Source organism: Micromonospora sp. ALFpr18c (assembly GCF_008868155.1).
Taxonomy (GTDB): Bacteria; Actinomycetota; Actinomycetes; order Mycobacteriales; family Micromonosporaceae; genus Micromonospora.
Map to the genome: position 1 here is coordinate 1 of NZ_WBKR01000125.1, position 19007 is coordinate 19007.

The 19007-nt window shown below is 70.4% G+C and carries 16 protein-coding genes, 1 tRNA gene, 1 pseudogene and 1 riboswitch; of the genes and pseudogenes, 8 read left to right on the forward strand and 10 right to left on the reverse strand.

Annotated elements, in window-relative coordinates; translation table 11 throughout:
- A pseudogene (locus F8271_RS20795) lies at positions 1-163 on the reverse strand (septal ring lytic transglycosylase RlpA family lipoprotein); the annotation flags it as partial.
- Between the two features lie 187 nt (positions 164-350).
- Here F8271_RS20795 and F8271_RS20800 point away from each other — a divergent pair.
- From F8271_RS20800 to F8271_RS20810, 3 genes are read left to right on the forward strand one after another with little or no spacing between them, the layout of a single operon-like run.
- A complete protein-coding gene (locus F8271_RS20800) occupies positions 351-902 on the forward strand; it encodes a phosphoribosyltransferase family protein (protein WP_151491506.1) in 552 nt (183 codons plus the stop codon).
- 33 nt (positions 903-935) lie between these two features.
- Positions 936-1976, forward strand: a complete 1041-nt coding sequence (locus tag F8271_RS20805; RefSeq protein ID WP_151491507.1) for a questin oxidase family protein — start codon at positions 936-938, stop codon at positions 1974-1976.
- A gap of 57 nt (positions 1977-2033) precedes the next feature.
- Positions 2034-2465 carry an ASCH domain-containing protein gene (locus F8271_RS20810; protein ID WP_151491508.1) on the forward strand — a complete coding sequence of 144 codons (432 nt, stop codon included), beginning with the start codon at positions 2034-2036 and terminating at the stop codon, positions 2463-2465.
- Positions 2466-2475: 10 nt separating this feature from the next.
- Here the strand turns inward: F8271_RS20810 and F8271_RS20815 are convergent, their stop codons facing one another.
- A complete protein-coding gene (locus F8271_RS20815; RefSeq protein WP_151491509.1) occupies positions 2476-3357 on the reverse strand; it encodes an LLM class flavin-dependent oxidoreductase in 882 nt (293 codons plus the stop codon).
- 1492 nt (positions 3358-4849) lie between these two features.
- On the opposite strand from F8271_RS20815, the gene F8271_RS20820 reads away from it, so the two are divergent.
- Positions 4850-5323: a tyrosine-type recombinase/integrase gene (locus F8271_RS20820; RefSeq protein WP_225854660.1), complete on the forward strand. Its 474-nt coding sequence runs from the start codon at positions 4850-4852 to the stop codon at positions 5321-5323.
- A gap of 93 nt (positions 5324-5416) precedes the next feature.
- On the opposite strand, the gene F8271_RS20825 is transcribed toward F8271_RS20820, so the two are convergent.
- Positions 5417-5490, reverse strand: a tRNA-Gly gene (locus F8271_RS20825).
- Positions 5491-5681: 191 nt separating this feature from the next.
- Here F8271_RS20825 and F8271_RS20830 point away from each other — a divergent pair.
- The gene (locus F8271_RS20830; RefSeq protein WP_151491510.1) at positions 5682-6665 is read left to right on the forward strand and encodes a zinc metalloprotease; all 984 of its coding nucleotides are present in this window, start codon (positions 5682-5684) and stop codon (positions 6663-6665) included.
- A gap of 75 nt (positions 6666-6740) precedes the next feature.
- Here the strand turns inward: F8271_RS20830 and F8271_RS20835 are convergent, their stop codons facing one another.
- Entirely contained in the window at positions 6741-7298 is a 558-nt protein-coding gene (locus tag F8271_RS20835) for a pyridoxamine 5'-phosphate oxidase family protein (protein ID WP_151491511.1), read from the reverse strand.
- A 99-nt stretch (positions 7299-7397) separates the two neighbouring features.
- Between F8271_RS20835 and dcd the strand changes: the two genes are divergently transcribed.
- The gene (gene dcd / locus F8271_RS20840; RefSeq protein ID WP_151491512.1) at positions 7398-7976 is read left to right on the forward strand and encodes a dCTP deaminase; all 579 of its coding nucleotides are present in this window, start codon (positions 7398-7400) and stop codon (positions 7974-7976) included.
- Between the two features lie 78 nt (positions 7977-8054).
- Here dcd and F8271_RS20845 read toward each other — a convergent pair whose 3' ends face one another.
- Positions 8055-9032, reverse strand: coding sequence for an NlpC/P60 family protein (locus tag F8271_RS20845; protein WP_225854661.1), 978 nt, complete (start codon positions 9030-9032; stop codon positions 8055-8057).
- A 76-nt stretch (positions 9033-9108) separates the two neighbouring features.
- A riboswitch (cyclic di-AMP (ydaO/yuaA leader) is annotated at positions 9109-9244 on the reverse strand.
- Positions 9245-9478: 234 nt separating this feature from the next.
- On the opposite strand from F8271_RS20845, the gene F8271_RS20850 reads away from it, so the two are divergent.
- The gene (locus tag F8271_RS20850; protein ID WP_151491514.1) at positions 9479-11461 is read left to right on the forward strand and encodes an N-acetylmuramoyl-L-alanine amidase; all 1983 of its coding nucleotides are present in this window, start codon (positions 9479-9481) and stop codon (positions 11459-11461) included.
- 55 nt (positions 11462-11516) lie between these two features.
- Here the strand turns inward: F8271_RS20850 and F8271_RS20855 are convergent, their stop codons facing one another.
- The 5 genes from F8271_RS20855 to F8271_RS20875 all read right to left on the reverse strand — a co-directional run bounded on the left by F8271_RS20855 (position 11517) and on the right by F8271_RS20875 (position 17872).
- Positions 11517-12527, reverse strand: a complete 1011-nt coding sequence (locus tag F8271_RS20855) for a C40 family peptidase (protein ID WP_151491515.1) — start codon at positions 12525-12527, stop codon at positions 11517-11519.
- A gap of 167 nt (positions 12528-12694) precedes the next feature.
- On the reverse strand, positions 12695-13696 hold the full coding sequence (locus tag F8271_RS20860) for a hemolysin family protein (RefSeq protein ID WP_151491516.1): 1002 nt from the start codon (positions 13694-13696) through the stop codon (positions 12695-12697).
- Positions 13689-15002: a hemolysin family protein gene (locus F8271_RS20865; RefSeq protein WP_151491517.1), complete on the reverse strand. Its 1314-nt coding sequence runs from the start codon at positions 15000-15002 to the stop codon at positions 13689-13691. Before F8271_RS20865 ends, F8271_RS20860 begins: the two co-directional genes overlap by 8 nt.
- 119 nt (positions 15003-15121) lie before the next feature.
- Complete coding sequence (locus tag F8271_RS20870) at positions 15122-17320, reverse strand: (Fe-S)-binding protein (RefSeq protein WP_151491518.1); 2199 nt, start codon at positions 17318-17320, stop codon at positions 15122-15124.
- Between the two features lie 288 nt (positions 17321-17608).
- Positions 17609-17872 (reverse strand): cell division protein CrgA, encoded by a 264-nt coding sequence (locus F8271_RS20875; protein WP_151491519.1) that lies wholly within the window; start codon positions 17870-17872, stop codon positions 17609-17611.
- Between the two features lie 222 nt (positions 17873-18094).
- Between F8271_RS20875 and F8271_RS20880 the strand changes: the two genes are divergently transcribed.
- Positions 18095-18898 carry a DUF881 domain-containing protein gene (locus F8271_RS20880; protein ID WP_151491520.1) on the forward strand — a complete coding sequence of 268 codons (804 nt, stop codon included), beginning with the start codon at positions 18095-18097 and terminating at the stop codon, positions 18896-18898.
- Positions 18899-19007 lie beyond the last annotated feature (109 nt).

Consider the following 19007-nt stretch of genomic DNA (forward strand, 5'->3'; position numbering starts at 1 on the left):
TCGGGGTGAAGTCGAGAGCCGCCTGCTCCGACTGTCCGGAGCCGGAGGTCAGCTGGACGGCACCGAACGTGCCTCCGACGGCGAGGGCGACGCCGACCGCCGCGGTGGCCACGATGCCCGCCGGGGAGGAGAAGATGCGGGTACGGGAGTGCTTTCCAACCACCAGCCCGGTCCTTTCGTCGACTGAACAAACCGGGTCGGACCGTAACGAGAGAAGCACTTCCGAAGTCAACGTGATCATTGTGGTATGCCCGGATTTGCCCTGGTACCTATAGCCGATCATACGAGCCGGCATGGGTCAACCGGCCCGGGTGCGGACGCCCCGAGCGCTCGTGCCGCAGGATGGACGGATGCCCGCTGACCTGACCGGACGCCTGGCCGCCCTGTTCCGGTGGATCGACCCCGGGCCGGGCACCAGCCACCTGGTCAGCGACATCTCCGGCTGGTGGCGTGACCCCGCCGTGCTGGCGGAACTGGGACCGGCCCTGGTGGCGCCGTACCGGGCCGCCCGGCCGACCGTGGTGCTCGCCCCGGCGGTCACCGGCCTGCTGCTCGGCCCGTTGGCGGCCACCGCCCTCGGCGTCGGCTTCGTGGCCGCGTACAAGCCCGGCGACGGACGACTGCCCGCCGGTCCGCTCACCTGGGCACAGAGCCCTCCGGACTACCGGGGTCGGCGGGTCGACCTGGCCGTACGGGAGCGGCACCTCGGCCCCGACGACCGGGTCCTGGTGGTGGACGACTGGGTCCGCACGGGGGCGCAGATCCACGCCCTCCACGACATCTGTGCGGCGCGCGGCGCCCAGGTGCTCGGTGCCGCCGTGGTGGCCCTCGACTGCCCGCCCGAGGTCGCGGCCGCGTTCCGGATCACCGGCCTGATCAGCGGGGCGGATCTGCCGGGTTGACCTGAACCTTGGTTCACCGTCGACGATCGAGGTATGAGTGACGGAATCCTCGACGAGGCGTACGAACGGCTGCACCGCACCGGCCCCGAATACGATGGCTGGCTCTCCAACCACGGACCCATGGCCGTCGAGGCGCTGGCCCGACACGGGCACCAGCAGCGGGTGCACCGCTGGCTCGACGACTACCTCGGTCGGCTCGACGACCTGCCCCGGGGCCTCCACCCCATCGACGACTGGCGGGCCGCGCTCGGCGACGAGAAACGGGCCGGCGACTGGCTGGCGTACTTCGACCGGCAGCTGCGCGAACACCCGTGGCGGGACGTGCTCGGCACCTGGTGGCCCCGCCTGCTGCCCGGCATCGCCGCCGGCGCCACCCACGGCGTGATCCGCGTCGGGCATGCCGTACGCGCGCTCGAAGCCGACGACACCAACCCGCGCCGGATCACCGAACTCGCCCAGGCGCTCGGCTACTGGGCGGCCCGCTGGCAGCCCGTCCCCGGCGCCGACCGACTCCTCGACGGCCCCTCCGTCGACCGGGGAGAGTTGGACGTCGACGCCGCGCTGGCCGGGGTGCCCCGCATCGACGACCAGACCGGGGGCGTCCGCGATCGGCTGGGCCAGCTGGCTGGCGTACCCCGCTGGGATCCGGCGCTGACGGCGCTGCGCCCCGCGCGGACCCCGGCCGAGGCGCAGCAGGGGCTCACCACGCTGGTGCACCGGGCCGGCCTGAACTATCTGCGCTACGGGCACGCGTCGCCGGTCATGCTCGTACACGCGGTCACCGCGCCGACCGCGGTGCTGCGTACCCTGCCGGCACTGGACCGGGCGCTGTGGGCGCCGAGTCTCGCCGCGGCCTGGGCCGCGACGGCGGCCATGACCTCGGTGTACGCCCCGACCGCCGGGATCGCGCCACCGACCGTGACCACCGCGACCCCGGCGGAGGTCTTCGCCCGCGCGGCCCGCCACGGCGACGAACACGTGGTCAAGCTGGCCGACGCCGTCCTCGACGCGCACGCGGCCAGCGGTGACGAGCGGCTGCTCGCCGCCGCCGGTTACGCCGGACAGCTCATCTGAGCAGGGCCGGGCGAATTGCGGCGGCGGGGTGGGCCGCGCTGGCCTAGCCTCGGCAGGATGTGGCCTCGGATCGGTGAACTGCGCACCCTCGCCCTCGGCACCCCCGGCGAGCTGCGGGCGACCCTGAACACCCTCGTGCTGGCCGGCGTGAAGACCGCCACCGCCGGCCGGCTCGCCGAGTACGCCGAAGAGGGCGAGGAACTGGAGCGGGTCGGTGAACGGCTGGCCCTGGTCGACGACGACGACGCGCTGGCCGGCGTCGTCGAGATCACCGGCGTCGAGGTGGTCCGCTTCGCCGAGGTGCCGTGGGACTTCGCCCGCGCCGAGGGTGAGGGCGACCGTTCGATCGAGGAGTGGCGGGCCGGGCACGCGGCCTACTGGGCGCGGCTCGGCACCCCCGTCGACGGCGACACACCCATCGTCTGCCTGCGGCTGCGGCTGGTCTCCGGTGGCGAGGGCGGCGTGGCCAGCGGGGACCTCGGCACCTGAGGGTGCGGCCTCAGCCCCGCAGCTCGGGCAGCAACCGCGTGGCCACGTCCGCCAGGACGGCCTCGTCACCGGCGTACCAGCTGCTGGCACGCGGCCAGTGCGTCACCACGTCGGTGAAGCCCACATCGGCGGCCCGGCCGACCTGGTCGGCGAAGAACTGCGCGCTGCTCAGCGAGAACATCGGCGCCGCGTCCAGCGACAGATAACGGTCCAGAGTGGCCGGGTCGCGGCCCGCCTCGTCCAGCGTGCGGTCCATCCGCGCGGACAGCGCCGACACGCTGGCCCACCAGCTGTCCAGATCATCGTCGTCGCCGGTGCCGGTGGTCACCCACCCCTGACCGAACCGGGCCACCAGCCGCATCGACCGCGGCCCGTTGGCGGCCACCACGAACGGCACCCGGGGCTGCTGCACGCAGCCGGGATTGTTGCGCGCGTCCACCGCGGCGAACCACTCACCCCGCCAGGTGGTGCCGTCCTCCCGCAGGATCAGATCCAGCAACTCGGTGAACTCGGCGAACCGGTCGACCCGCTGGCGCGGCGGCAACGTCTCGCCGCCCAGCACCGCCGAATCGAAACCGATACCGCCCGCACCCAGGCCCAGCAGCAACCGGCCGCCCGACACGTCGTCCACCGTGGTGATCTGGCGGGCGAACGCAGCCGGGTGCCGGAAGTTCGGCGACGCGACCAGGGTGCCCAACCGGATCCGTTCGGTCACCGTCGCGGCGGCGGTCAACGTGCCCATCGAGTCGAACCACGGGCCATCGACCAGGTCCCGCCAGCCCAGGTGGTCGTACGTCCAGGCGTGGTCGAAGCCCCACTCGTCGGCCTGTCGCCAACGACGCCTCGACTCCGCCCAACGCTGATCCGGCAGGATCACGATGCCAATCCGCATGATCGCCAGCCTAGCCGCGTCGATACACCTGCCCTAGCATTGCGATGATGCGGAGGACCGGGCCGGTCGTGCGGCCGGCGAACCTGTCAGAGACTGTGATCATCTGAGTGTCGAGTTCGGATGGTCACTTGCAGGACTCGGCCTTGTTGGTCGCCGCGGTGGTCCGCCGGCAACGTGCACGACCAGCGGCAGGCCACACCCTCGACGCCGCCTGGCGAGCCCCACCCCGACCGGTTCACCCGCCGCCTCCGACCCCCGACCCTGCCCGACACCGTGTGGATCAACAAACCAGCAGCTCAGCCCACACAGATCTACAGAACACCTGACCACGAAAACGTCTCACCTGACTTGACAGGTTCCGACGCTCGCACCCCGATTGAACCAACACTGACGCAGCAACGTTTCTCTAGTTAGTGCGCCGGTCAGGGCGGAAGCAGCGCCGCCTGCTTGGAGCACGGAAGACACCCGAAGTGCACTAGCGCTGGGGCGGCAGGTGCCGACGTCCGGAATGTGCAGAAATTTTCAATATGGCCGAGTATTGTTGATGCTACCGAAGGGATATCGAATGCCTCCCTCAGATTCCATCAAAACTGCCGCAAAAACCCTATCAGGGTCTAGCATGGTCGTAAGTGGCGCTGCCCTTATCCGAGAGGGGGCTAAAACCGGAAATCCCGTATTTATTTCGGCTGGGATCGCATCCACGGTGGCTGGTGGCTTGCTTATCGCCGATACCGCACGGGATGCGGGGGCCGCTCCCGCAATTCAGCCTCAGCCTGCTGCTGGGGCTGCCAATCGTGCTCCAGTGCGGCGCTAGACCGCGCCGGCTGGCACCGGGGCTATTGCGTAGTCGCTTGAGTGCCGGCTGACCTGCGGGAACTCGCGGTCAACCGTCCGGTGCAGGTGGTCGGCTCGGCTGGGCACCGAAGCTGAAGTGGTGCGACCGAAGGCCCGTAGCTCCGTAGGCCGATAAACCGGGACCGCCACGACGAGGGCTGCGCTGGAGCTGGCCTGCGAAAACGGACTACGCAATAGCCCTGGGTGCGCACCAACCAGTCCAGATAGGGGGTCGGGGAGGATTCTGTACCGATCCTCCCCGACGCCCTATCCCAACCATGGCCCGCCGCACCGCCGCCCTGCCTGCGCTGCGCACATGCACAGCCAAGATCCATCGCTATCCGTTGTTTATTATTCGCCTTTGCATCGCGATAAGTGCTCGCGCCCTGAACTCAATGACAGCGAATCTCGTTCGGCGCTCTGCCTCGTCTACATGAGCGTTTTTCGCCGTGCTTTGCAGCGGCCGTTTCCGACAAAACAGGCCGATTTCCGGAATGAAGTATCCTGCCGCAAGAACGTTGGCAGCTATGAGTGGTTCCGCGTCTTCCGAGGCGGGTAGCGCCATCCAGCCACCCAATCCGACGATTAATTCGCGTCGAATACACATGGTTCCCGGAACGACTGGCGGCAGGCGTTCGTAGAGCATCGGGGAACCGGCTTGATTCTCGGTCCGCCGAAATCGCGGGCCGGTGTACGGACCATCGCGCTACCGAAGGCCGCTCTACCCGCGCTGAAACAGCATATGGGCAGCCACGTCGACGAAGCGTCCGAGGCGTTCGTGTTCACCGGTGATAGCGGCCGGAACCTCTGGCGTGGCAACTTCAACAAGCTGGTCAAGTGGCCCGAGGCGGTCAAGGCGATCGGCGCGTCCGGGCTGCATTTTCACGACTTGCGGCACACCGGGTACACCCTCCCCTCCCGGGCACCTGGCGCGAGCCTGCGCGACATCATGGCGCGGATGAGGCACGACAGCCCGCGTGCCGCGCTGATCTATCAGCACGCCAACCGGGAGGCAGACCAGGGCATCGCCGACGCGATCGACAAGGCAGTCAAGGCGGCCCGGCGCAAGCCAAGCAAGCGCAAGCCGAAGCGGGCCGCCGAAGGTGGCGAACCAGCGACCGAGACGAGGTAATGGCCCGCTAATGGCCCACGGCCGGTTTCGGCTCTCCTGACGGCACGAAGGCCCTGGTCCAGGACTCACGTCCCGGCCAGGGCCTTCATGTGCTGGAGCGGGTGACGGGAATCGAACCCGCACTGTCAGCTTGGGAAGCTGATGTTCTGCCATTGAACTACACCCGCAGGCGGGACCACTGTACCCGAGTCACCCAGCCGGTGCACCCAGGTACCCCCGCGGCACGCATGCAGGGAGAAGTTTCCAGACGGCAACATATGGCCGTTCTCAAATACGTCGATGGGTTGTAACGTCTGCCACACGTTCCCAGCCACGGCGTGACACACCCCCTGCCGCGCCGCCAGAAAGAGGTGGGCCCATGGGACTCCGTCCCAACCTGCTGACCCGGCGTGCCGCCGGTGTCGCGTCGACGACCCTCGCGTTGCTGCTCAGCACCGCTGCCGTGGGCGTCGTTCCGGCTGCCTCGGCCGTCTCCGCAGCGCCCGGTGGCGCCTGCGCGGAGCCAGCCGACAGTCACACCAACGCCCGGGTCAAGCCGGGCGCCGCGGCCCTGCACGACCCGAACGAGCTGACCGCGAAGCAGGTCCGTGAGCGGGACGCCGACCTCGCGGCGGCGCTGCGCGAGCGCGCCAACTTCCGCACCGGCGCCGGCGCGACGGCGCTGGCCACGGTCACCATCCCGGTGGTGGTGCACGTGATCCAGGAGAACAGCACCCGGGCCGGCGGCAACATCCCTGACTCGATGATCACCTCGCAGATCAGCGTGCTCAACCAGGCGTACGCCGGCGCGACCGGTGGTGCGGCCACCGCGTTCGCCTTCCGACTCGACTCGATCAACCGGGTGACGAACCCGTCGTGGTACCCGATCGTCTACGGCTCGTCGGCGGAGCGGTCGATGAAGTCCGCACTGCGGGTCGGCGGCAAGAACACGCTCAACATCTACCTGGGTGAACTGAGCGACGACCTGCTGGGTTGGGCGACCTTCCCGCAGCGGAAGCTCGCCAGCACCGACGGCGTGGTCGCGCTCAACGAGTCGCTGCCGGGCGGCACCGCCACCAACTACAACCAGGGCGACACCGGCACCCACGAGGTCGGCCACTGGCTGAACCTCTACCACACCTTCCAGGGCGGCTGCGGCGGCTCGGGCGACAGCGTCAGCGACACCCCGGCCGAGGCGTCGCCCGCGTACCAGTGCCCGACCGGGCGCGACACCTGCTCGGCAACCGGGCTGGACCCGATCACCAACTTCATGGACTACACCTACGACTCGTGCATGTACCAGTTCACGCCGGGCCAGGCCAGCCGCATGCTGACCGCCTGGAACGCGTACCGCGCGGCGTAGCTTTCCCGCGTACAGCCGGTGCCGGCTCCGTCATGACGGAGCCGGCACCGGCTTTTCCCCAGGACCGGGCCGCGGTCAGGCGGCCGTGCACTGAACGTCACGGCTGAGACGGGTCGGGCGCGTCTGCGGTACGGCGGCCGGCGCGACCGGCGCCGGCGGAGCCTGCGGGTCGAGCCACACCCGGACGGCCGGCCGCCCCGGCGGCACCCCCGGGACGCCGGCGATGTGCTGCTCGCGGCGGGTCAGCATCGCCACGTCGACGGTGAACTCGAACAACCGCCAGTCGGCGTGCGGCTCGGCTCGGGCACCCTGCGCCAACCGGGCCAACTGGGCCGGATCGGTCACCGGACGGGCGCGACCCGCCACGTACGCCTCGTCGTCGCTCTCCTCCGGCGGGAACGAGTGCAACGCGTAGCGGCCGTCGCGTTCGAGGTCACGGCGCTTCGGAGAGTCGATGACGAAGCAGAACAGACCCTCGTCGGTGATGACCGGGGAGACCGGGTGGACCCGGGGCCCGCCGTCGGCGCGGACCGTGGCCAGGTAGCCGAAGCCCGGCCCGTACTGCTGCAGGAGAACGCGGATCCCGTCGGCGAGGCGGGGCTCGTCGGCGGCGAATTCGGACCAGGAAGCCATGCGGGCATTCTATCGAACAAATGTACGAGCAGCGACCTCGACGCGCTGGTCACCGGCACCGAATCCGGGCGCCGCGCGAGACGCCGCTATGGTGGTCCGATGCTGCTCTCCGACCGCGACCTGGTCTCCGAGATCAAGGCCGGCACGCTGGGCCTGGAGCCCTTCGAGCCCATGCTGGTCCAACCGTCCAGCATTGACGTACGACTCGACCGGCTGTTCCGGGTCTTCAACAACCACCTCTACACCCACATCGACCCGGCGATGCAGCAGGACGACCTGACCTCGGTGGTCGAGGTGCCCGACGGCGAACCGTTCGTCCTGCACCCGGGGGAGTTCGTGCTCGCCTCGACGCTCGAGGTCATCTCGCTGGGCGACCAGCTCGCCGGCCGGCTCGAGGGGAAGAGCTCACTGGGCCGACTCGGTCTGCTCACCCACTCCACCGCCGGCTTCATCGACCCGGGCTTCTCCGGGCACGTGACGCTGGAGCTGTCCAACGTGGCGAACCTGCCGATCACGCTCTGGCCGGGCATGAAGATCGGCCAACTGTGCATCTTCCGGCTCTCCTCGCCGGCCGAGCACCCGTACGGCTCGGTGGTGTACGGCTCGCGCTACCAGGGGCAGCGGGGGCCGACGCCCAGCCGCGCCTGGCAGCACTGGCGTACCTGGCCGACCCGCTGACCCGCGACGCACGACCGGGCAGACGCCGAGGGCCCGCCGCGAACGGATCGCGGCGGGCCCTCGGGCGTCCGGGCTGGGTCAGCCGGGGCGGCCGTAGCTGTGGATCGGGCCGTCGTCGACCTTCTTCATCTTGACGGGCTGACCGGCCTGGGGGGCGTGCACCACCCAGCCATTGCCGACGTACATGCCGACGTGGTGGATGTCGCTGTAGTAGAAGACCAGGTCACCGGGGAGCAGGTCGCCCTTGCTGACGTTCTTGGTCACCCGGCTCTGCGCGGCGGCGTTGTGCGGCAGCGACACCCCGGCCTTGGCCCAGGCGGCCAGCATCAGCCCGGAGCAGTCGTACGAGTTCGGACCCTCGGCACCCCACACGTAGGGCTTACCGATCTGGGCGCAGGCGAACTTGACCGCCGTGCCCGCGGCACCTCCGGGATAGCTGGCCGGGCAGGGCGCGGGACGCAGCGGGCCGCCGCCACCGTTGCCGTACACCTTGAGGCGCAGCTTCTGCAGGCGGTCGATCTCCTCGTTGATCTGCTTCCTCTTCGCCGCCAACTGCGCCTCGGTACGGCCCAGCTGGGTCACCATCTCGTCCAGCGGCGCCTTCTGCGCGGCCAGTTCGTCACGCAGGTCGGCCACCTGGCGGACGTCCTGCTGCTGGTTGTGCGCGAACCGGTCGAGCATCTCGAGCTGCCCGACCACCTCGCTCGGCGACCGGCTGCCGAGCACCGCGTTGACAGTGGAGATGTTCTCGCCCTTGTACGCGCGCACGGCCAGGGCGCTGACCTTGTCCATCGCGGCGTCGACCTGACGCTCCAGGGGAGCGATCCGGGCGGCCAGGGCGTCGGCCTGCTTGCGCTTGACGGCGAGGTCGGCCCGGGTGGCGTTGTGCCGTTCGATGATGGGTTCGAGTTTGTTCCAGTCGGCGTCGATCTGGCGCTCGATCTCGGCGACGGACGGGTCGGCGTGGGCCGCCGTGGCGCTGCCCGTCAGGACGACGGCGACGCCGACCAGTGCGGCGAGAGCGTTGGTGAAGCGGGACCAGCGTGGGCGCGGCACGATCGTTGTCGGGCCGGCTGCTGCCGGCCGCTCGGACGGCGGCCGCGGGGCATGGAGTGCCACCGGGGTTCCGTTCTCCTTCTTCCTGACCGCCTACCGGGTTAGCTGACGGGTTCGGGCGGGAAGTCGGCGCCCTACCGCAGTGGCTGCGGATTCACCCCGAGGAACCTGGGTCCCCGGTTCGTTCGGAAACGACTCGGCGGTGTCGGTCCGTCACCGCCCGGGGTGGGCGGACCTGCTATCGGGCCGACGAATGACCAGCGTAGAGACGCCCGTTACCGATCCGCAACCCGTGCGGCCGTGACACTCCGTACCGATCGGAGAGGGTCGCCGGCCATAGGCGAAGATTTCCTTCCGAACGCATCGATACATGGAAAGGTATTGACGCGGACTCCCGGGCGGCGCGAAGGTGACCTCACCTTTGTCCGTGGAATCTAGGGGGTTCGATGCACCGTCCAACCCTGTCCCCCGGCCGGCGCGCCCTGCTCGCCGCCGCCGTGGTCGCCGCCGCGACCGGGGTACCGCTACCCGCCGGCGCGGCCGCCGCCGCACCCACCGTCGACCGTCAACAGCGGTACGCCGCCGCGGCAGCGGAGTACGGCGTACCGATCGACGTGCTGCTCGGCGTCTCCTACCTGGAGTCGCGCTGGGACAGCAACGCCGGCACACCGAGCACCAGCGGCGGCTACGGCCCGATGCACCTGACCGACGCCCGCCACGTGGCCGCCCTGCCCGGGCGCGGTCACCACGACGCCGGCACCGAGGACCCGCGCGGCGACGACTCCCGACCGGCGCTGGCACCCGCGCCCCCGCAGGCCGCGGATCCCGCACCACCCAGCACCGCGTTGCAGACCGTGGACACCGCCGCCACCCTGACCGGCGCGGCGCCGGAGTCGCTGCGCACCGACCCCGACGTCAACATCCGGGGCGGGGCGGCGCTGCTGGCCGCGTACCAGAAGGAACTGGGTGCCCCGGTGGGCGCCGGCACCGACCCGGCCACCTGGTACGGCGCGGTGGCCCGCTACGCCGGCGCGGACAGCGCCGACGCGGCGGCGGCCTTCGCCGACGAGGTCTTCACGACGATCGGCACCGGCGAGTCCCGGGTGACCGACGACGGCCAACGGATCACCCTGCCGGCCCGCGCGGTACAGCCGGAGCGTTCCTGGCTGGACCGGCTGGGCCTGCGCCGGCTGGCCCGACCGGACGGGCTGGAATGCCCTCGCACCGTCTCCTGCGAATGGATCCCGGCGCCCTACGAGGCGTTCGGCGACGGGGACTACGGCAACCACGACCTCTCCGACCGGCCCGCCCGGCAGAAGATCGAGTACATCGTCATCCACGACACCGAGGCGAGCTGGGCGACCACTTTGAAACTCGTTCAGGACCCGACCTACGTGAGCTGGCACTACTCACTGCGCTCGGTGGACGGGCACATCGCCCAGCACGTGAAGACCAAGGACGTCGGCTGGCACGCCGGCAACTGGTACGTCAACGCCAAGTCGATCGGCCTGGAACACGAGGGCTTCGCCGCGCAGGGCACCTGGTACACCGAGGCGATGTACCGGACCTCGGCGAAACTCGTCCGGCACCTCGCGCTGCGGCTCGGCATCCCGCTGGACCGCCAGCACATCATCGGCCACGACAACGTGCCCGGCACCATCGCGTCGACCGTTCGCGGGATGCACTGGGACCCGGGGCCCTACTGGGACTGGTCGCACTACTTCGACCTGCTGCACGCGCCGCGACTGGACACCGGCACCCCGGCCACCGGGCTGGTCCGGATCGACCCGGACCCCGCCACCAACCAACCGGTGTTCACGGGATGCGTCACCCCCGGCGTGCCGTGCGCGCCGCGCGGCTCCTCGTCGGTGGTGCTGCACACCGCGCCGTCCGCCGACGCGCCCCTGGTCAACGACATCGCACTACGCCCGGACGGCACCCCGAACACCATGGAGGTGTCGGATCACGGCGCCCGGGCCTCCGCCGGCCAGACGTACGCGTTGGCCGGCCGGCAGGGGGACTGGACGGCCATCTGGTACCTCGGACAACGCGCCTGGTTCCACAACCCGGCGTCCGCGCCGACGGCCAGGTGGACCGTGGGCGTGGTGGCCACCCCGAAGCCCGGACGGGCCACCATCCCCGTGTACGGGCGGGCGTACCCGGAGCAGGCGGCCTACCCGGCCGGCGTGCCCTACCAGACGATCTCCCCACTTCAGTACACCCTCGCCGCCGGGCAGCGGTACGCCGTCGGCGCGGTGCTGGCCGGCGAGTACTACCGGGCCAGCACGTTCGACGGGTCCTCGCCCGGCGACTGGACGGTGATCCGCGGCGAGAACCGGTACGCGCAGATCCAGTTCGGCCACCGCATCATGTACGTCAACCTGGCCGACGTGCAGCTCCTGCCGTCCCCGGTGGGCGCACCCCGCTGAGAAACCGCGACGGCCCCCGGTCGGTGACCGGGGGCCGTCGTCGTGCCTGGGCGGATCAGCCGGGTCTGCGGAACCCGGCGACCGGCATGGTGAGGCTGGCCACCGTCACCGGTCTTCCGGCGCGGGGCGCGTGCACCATCAGGTTGTTGCCCAGGTACAGGCCGACGTGGCGCAGGTCGCCGTAGAAGAAGACCAGGTCACCGGGGCGAGCGTCGGCCCGAGAGACGGCCTTACCCTCGTTCCACTGCGCGCCGGTGTAGTGGGTGAGGTAGATCCCGGCCGACTTGTAGGCGTACTGGGTCAGACCCGAGCAGTCGAACGCGTTCGGGCCGACGGCACCCCAGACGTACGGGTCGCCGACCTGCTGGCAGGCGGTCTTGATCGCCTTCTGGGCGGCGGTGCTGGCGACACCGTTGATGGTCGGGCAACCGGCGGTCTTGATCGTGGTCTTCGGCAGGGACGCCTCGAGCTTCTTGATCTCGGCGTCGATCTGCTTCTTCTTGGCGGCCAACTCGTTCTGCTGCTTGGTCTGGGTGGCGATCAGCGCGTCCAGCTTCTGCTTCTCGCCGTCGTACTTGGCTCGCACGGCGAGCACACCCGCGACCTCCTTGCGCTCCTGCGCGGCAAGCCGGTCCAGAACGGTGAGCTGCTCGGTGAGGGTGTCCGGCTTGGCACTGACCAGCAGCGCGCCGATGTCCTGCGACGGACCCGACATGTAGTAGCGGGAGGCGAGGTCACCGACCCGGGTGAGGGCCAACTCGCTCTGCAGTGCCAGCGGCTCGATCTTCTTCTGCAGGTCCGCCGATTTCTTGCGGTTGACCTGCAGCTGCGATCGCACCTTGTTGTACTGCTCGACGGCGGGCTCCAACTGCTCCCACTGCTTGTCGATCTGCGCCTCGATCTCGTCGACCGAGGGCTCGGCCTGCGCGGGCACGGCGAGCACACCGGCTCCGACGGCCGCCGCGGCGACCAGGACGAGCAGACGTTGGGCGACCCGGCGCAGACCGCCCGGCCGCGCGGACAGCCCCGGGACGTGACGATGAGGGGGCATGGTTGCCACCGGCATCGACTCCTTTGCAACCGACCGCCGGGCGCCTCGCGTGCGGGAAGGGCCGAGGCAGACGACCCACAGCGGTCGGTGCCCCACATTAGGGAAGCGCCGCACCGGAATCAAGGCGAACCCGGTCACCATCACTGTCACGCAACCGCTTGCACACCGAGGGTATCGGTCGATCAACCAACGATTGCGGTCAATACGTCATCGAGTGTCACCACACCGAGTGGACGCCGACCGTCGCTCACCAGCACCATGTGCCGCCGTTCGCGGCGCATCGCGAGCAGCAGGTCGGCGAGCGTACGCTCCGGCGGCACCACCGCCAGCGGCCGGTACACCTCGGCCGGCACCGGCGCACGACGACCCTGCCCGGCGTAGCCGAGCACATCCTTGACGTGCACGAAGCCGAGCACCCGGCGGGTCGACCGCTGCACCACCGGGAAGCGGGACCGACCGGTCCGGGTGGCCAGCACCTCCAGCGACGCCGGCGAGACATCCTCGGCCACCGTCACCACCGTCGACCACGGCTGCAACGCGTCCGCCGCCGTCCGCGCGTGCAGGGCCAGCGCGCCGGTGATCCGCGCGTGCTGCTCGGCGTCCAACAGTCCCTCGGTACGTGCCTGGGAGACCAACCCGGCCAGCTCCTCGGCGGTGAACACCGACTTCACCGCCTCGGACGCCTCGATCCGCCACAGCGCGAGCACCCGGCGGGCCGCCCACTTCATGGCCAGCAGCAGCGGCTTGGTCGCCACGCAGAACGCCAGCATCGCCGGGCCGAGCCACAGCGCGGAGACCTCCGGACCGGCCAGCGTGATGTTCTTCGGCACCATCTCGCCGACGACCGTGTGCAGGAAGACCACCACGCCCAGCGCCAGCACGAACGCCACCGGATGCACCGTCCGGTCCGGCAGGCCGGCCGCGTGGAACGGCGGCTCCAGCAGGTGCGCCAGCGCCGGTTCGGCGATCGCACCGAGGCCCAGCGAGCAGACCGTGATGCCGAGCTGGGCGCCGGCGATCATCAGGGGGATCTGGTTCATCGCCGACAGCGCCCACCGGGCCCGCTTCGAGCCGGCCGCGAGGGGTTCGATCACCGTCCGCCGGGACGCGATCAGCGCGAACTCGCTGCCGACGAAGAACCCGTTGCCCAGCAGCAACAGCACGGTCACCAGCAGCTCAGTCATCGTCGTCCGGCTCCGCCGGGCGCAGCACCCGGACCTGCTCGATCCGGTGCCGCTCCACCTCCACCACGGTGAACTCCCAGCCCTGGGCCTCGACCGTCTCGCCGGCCAACGGGATGTGCCCGAGCCGGGCCATCAGGTACCCGGCCAGCGTCTCGTACGGACCGTCCGGCAGCCGGAAACCGGTCTGCTCGGCCAACTCGTCGGACCGCAGCACCCCGTCGACCAGCACGGTGCGTTCCCCGCCGGGCACGGTCAGCTCGACCGGACCGGCGTCGTCCACGGTGGCCGGATCGAACTCGTCGGCGATCTCCCCCACCAACTCCTCGACCAGGTCCTCGACGGTCACCACGCCGTCCGTGCCACCGTACTCGTCGACCACGATCGCCAGATCCGCGCCGGCCGCCTTCAGCGCGGCCAGTACGCCGTCCAGGTTGAGGCTCTCCGGCACGTACACCGGCTCGCGGGCCACCGAGCCGACCATGGTCGAGGCCCGAGCCGCCAACGGCACGCCCAGCGCGTCGGGCACACCGGCCACGCCGGTGACCAGGTCCAGGGTCTCCTCGTACACCGGGAAGCGTGTCCGCCCGGTCTGTCGGGACGCCTCCAGCAGCTCCGCCACCGTGGCCGTGGCCCGCAGCGCCACCACGTCCACGCGGGGGGTCATCGCCTCGGCCGCCCGCTTGTCACCGAACCGGATGGTGCGGCGCAGCAGCATCGCGGTGTCGGTGGGCAGCGCACCGGCGCGGGCCGAGATGGCCGCCAGCAGGCCCAGTTCCTCCGGTGAGCGGGCGCTGGCCAACTCCTCCTGCGGCTCCACACCGAGCGCCCGCACCAGCCGGTTCGCCGAGCCGTTCAACCCCCGGATCAGCCAGCCGAACGTACGGGAGAAGGTGTGCATCGGACCGGCGGTGGCCAGCGCGGCCGGCATCGGCCGGGCCAGCGCCGCGTTCTTGGGCACCAGCTCACCGAAGAGCATGGAGAGCAGGGTGGCCAGCGCCAGGGCCAGGAAGGGCGTGAACCGCTCGGCGCCGCTCCCCGCCACCGGACGCAGCAACGGGGTGAAGATCCGCGCCAGGGCCGGCTCGGCCAGGTATCCGGTGAGCAGCGCCGTGATGGTGATGCCGAGCTGCGCCCCGGAGAGCTGGAAGGACAGCTCACGCAGTGCGGTGCGTACCGTCAGGGCGGCCTGGTCGCCGGCGGCGGCCCGCCGGTCGATCTCCGCCCGGTCGACCGTGACCAGGGCGAACTCGGCCGCCACGAAGAACGCGTTGCCCGCGGTCAACGCGACGAAGCCGACCAGGGGCAGCAGCGTGGTCAGCAGCAGGCCGTTGATGTCGCCTCACCTCGGCGGGAATTCTCGCACGACGGCGGCGGCACCCGGGGGTGCCACCGCCGTCGATCGACATCGATCCAGGGGTACGCTGCTCAGCCGCCGACCGGCGCGGCGTCCCTGTCGCTCTGCGGCTGCTCCGGCTTGACCGAGCGGAGCAGCACCGTGGCCACGTCGATCACCTCGACCTGCTCGCCGGCACCCTTGCCGTTGACGCCGTCGCTGAGCATCGTCGAGCAGAACGGGCAGCCCACGGCGACCGTCTTGGCGCCGGTGGCCATGGCCTCCTCGACGCGATCCACGTTGATCCGCTTGCCGATCTTCTCCTCCATCCACATCCGGGCACCGCCGGCGCCGCAGCAGAAGGAGCGCTCGCTGTTGCGCGGCATCTCGGTGAGTTCGCCCTCGATGGCGTCCCCGAGCACCTCGCGGGGTGCCGCGAAGACCCGGTTGTGCCGGCCCAGGTAGCAGGGATCGTGGTAGGTGACCCCGCCGTCGACCGGCTGCACCGGGGTGAGCTTTCCGGTGGAGACCAGGTGGGCCAGGAGCTGGGTGTGGTGGACCACCTCGAACTCGCCGCCGAGCTGCCCGTACTCGTTGCCCAGGGTGTTGAAGCAGTGCGGGCAGGTGGCGACGATCTTGCGCTTGGCCTTCTCCCGGCCCTCGAACGCCTCGTTGAGGGTCTCGACGTTCTGCTGGGCGAGCATCTGGAACACGAACTCGTTGCCGATGCGTCGCGCCGGGTCACCGGAGCAGGTCTCACCCTCACCCAGGATCGCGAACGTCACGCCCGCCTCGTTGAGCAGCGTGGCCACGGCGCGGGTGGTCTTCTTGGCCCGGTCCTCGAACGCGCCGGCGCAGCCGACCCAGAACAGGTACTCGAAGTCGTCCACCTCGCCGACCCGGGGCACCTCGAAGTCCAGCCCCTTGGTCCAGTCCTCTCGGGTGTTCTGCGGAGCACCCCACGGGTTGCCCTTGTTCTCCAGGTTGCGCAGCATCACGCCGGCCTCGGCGGGGAAGCTCGACTCGATCAGGACCTGGTAGCGGCGCATGTCGACGATGTGGTCGACGTGCTCGATGTCCACCGGGCACTGCTCGACGCAGGCACCGCAGGTGGTGCAGGACCAGAGCACGTCCGGGTCGATGACGCCGCCGGACTCGGCGTCGCCGATCAACGGCTTGTCGCCCTCGGCGAGCGACAGCACGTCCAGGTGGGCAAGCTGCGCGGCGGTGGCCTTCTCCTCGCCGGTCAGGTCCTTACCGCCGCCGGCCAGCAGGTACGGCGCCTTGGCGTACGCGTGGTCGCGCAGGCTCAGCACGAGCAGCTTGGGCGAGAGCGGTTTGCCGGTGTTCCAGGCCGGGCACTGCGACTGGCAGCGGCCGCACTCGGTGCAGGTACTGAAGTCGAGCAGGCCCTTCCAGCTGAACTGCTCGACGTGGGCGACGCCGAACTGGTCCTGCTCCGGGTCCGCCTCCTCGAAGTCGAGCGGCTTGCCCTGGCTCGTCATCGGGCGCAGCGCGCCGAGGCCGGAGCCGGCCGGCTTGGCCGGCTCGCGCTTGAAGAAGATGTTGGGGAATGCCAGGAAGCGGTGCCAGGCGACGCCCATGGTGACGTTCAGGGAGATGACGATCAGCCACGTCATCGAAATAATGATCTTGATGGCGGCGGCGACGCTGACGCCGTCCGCCCAGTCCGGCAGGACCGCACCGACCGCGTGGCTGACCGGGGTGGCCCAGAACGGGAACTCGAAGTGGCCGGTGGCGACCTTGAAGCCCCGGATCACGAACCCGAAGATCAGGACCAGGAGCACGATCCACTCGACGAAGTAGCCCTGCCACATGGTCGAGCCGGTGAACCGGGAGCGTCCGCCCGGCCGGTTCGGTCGGTTGCGCAGGCGGATCGCCATCAGCACCAGGATGCCCACCAGACCCAGCACACCGATGATCTCGGTGACCAGGCCGAAGATCGTCCAGTGCCCGATGATCGGCAAACCGCCGTCGGTGGTGGCCACCTCGAAGTACGCCTCGAGCACCAGCAACGACAGCACCACGAACCCGACCATCACGAACCAGTGCGCCGCACCCACCACGCTCCACTTGAGCATCCGGGTGTGGCCGGCGGTCTCCACCAGCATGGTCCTGGTGCGGCCGGCCTTGTCGGCGAACCGCTCCGGCGCGGGCTGCCCGAGCCGGATGACGGCCGTCATCTTCATGACCGCGCGCACCGCAAGCCACACCGCCACGGCGGTGATGGCGGCCGCGAGGATCGTGGTGACGATCTGGACGCTGCCCATCGAGTTGGCCTCCCGGTCTGCTGCCTGTCGAGCGGCTCGGCGACCGGGGCCGGGTCAGGTGCGAAGCGGCCTCACGCCGTTGCCGCACCCGCGACCGGACCGGTCGATGACCTCGCTCCGCTCGGTCATGCAGTGCAGCCTACGCGCAAGGTTACCCAGCAGTAACGTGAGTCATCTCGCATCCGGCCACGCCGCCCTGCGGACACCATAGGGTGCCCCGCCCGATCCCGCCGGGCAGGGGCTCGTGGGGTGACGTGGACCCTCCGGCGTCTCGGCGCCGGGGCCGGCTCAACGCCAGCGGGAGAGCAGCGCCAGCGAGGCGACCATCGCACCGAAGCCCACCGCGAGGTTCCAGTAACCCCACGACATGACCGGGTACTCCTGCTCGGAGAGGTAGTAGACGACCAGCCAGCCGATGCCGGCGACGATCAGGGCGACCGCGGTGACCGGCAGCCACACCGGGCTAGGCTTGCGCGACGTCGCCGCCGTCGTCGGACGCACGTCCGTCGGCGGGGTGTACACCTTCTTCTTGCGGACCTGTGACTTGGGCACGACGCTCTCCAGAGGGGGTGACGACCTCGTCCGGCCTGACAACCGGGCGCGGGGGCGACGGTCCATGGCCAATAATGTTCGAGAGCTAGCGTAGTCCGGAACGCCCGCCCGGACCACGAATGGGGTCAGGCCGGTGCACGGAGTGACCGAAAAAGGCGGGACTGTTCGTATCACCGGCCGGGCCGGGGCGGACCGATCCCCGACACGCGGAAGGAACGCTCGGTGGAGTACACATCCGGCGCCGCCTCCTGGCAGAAGGTCCTCCGACGGGCCGGCGCCGGGCTGCTGCCCCGGCGACCCCGTCAACGCCGACCGGGCTGGTCGATCGGGGTGCCCCTGATCGCCGCCGCGGCCGGCCTGCTGTTCACCACCTCCGCCACCACCGCCGACGGCACCGCGCTGCGCGAGGACCGCCGGCCCCAGCTCAACCAGCTCATCGAGGACCGCCGCGAGCAGGTGGCGGGCAGCGAGCGCCGGGCCGCCACACTGCGCGGCGAGGTCGAGCAACGGACCGACGCGCTCGCCGACTCGGACGGCCCGATCAAGGCCCAGCGGGACCGCGCCGAGGGCGGCCTCCAGGCCGCCGGCTTCACCCCGCTCGCCGGCCCCGGCGTGACGGTCGAGCTGAACGACGCGCCGCAGTCGGACCAGGCCCACCCGGACGCCAGCAACGATGACCTGGTCGTACACCAGGGCGACGTGCAGGCGGTGGTCAACGCGCTGTGGGCCGGCGGGGCGGAGGCCATGTCAATCATGAATGTCCGCGTGCTCGCGACCAGCGCGGTACGCTGCGTCGGTAACACCCTGTTGCTCCACGGGCGGGTGTATTCTCCACCGTTCAAGATCGTGGCAATCGGCGACCCCGCTGCCCTTCAGCAGGCCCTCGCCAGCTCTGAGGGAGTCCGGTTGTTCAAGGACGCAGTCGATGACTACCAGCTCGGTTATAAGGAGGAGGCCGTCTCGAGGGTGACGGTCCCGGCGTTCGAGGACTCGACGGCCCTGCGTTCGGCTACGGTGCCCAGGTGAGCGGCGCGGACGGGCGACACCGGGACCAGGCCGACGACCCGACGGCGTTCCTGCCGAAGGTCGACCGGCCCGATCAGACGCCGGCCCGGCCCGGCCCGGCCAGCAACTG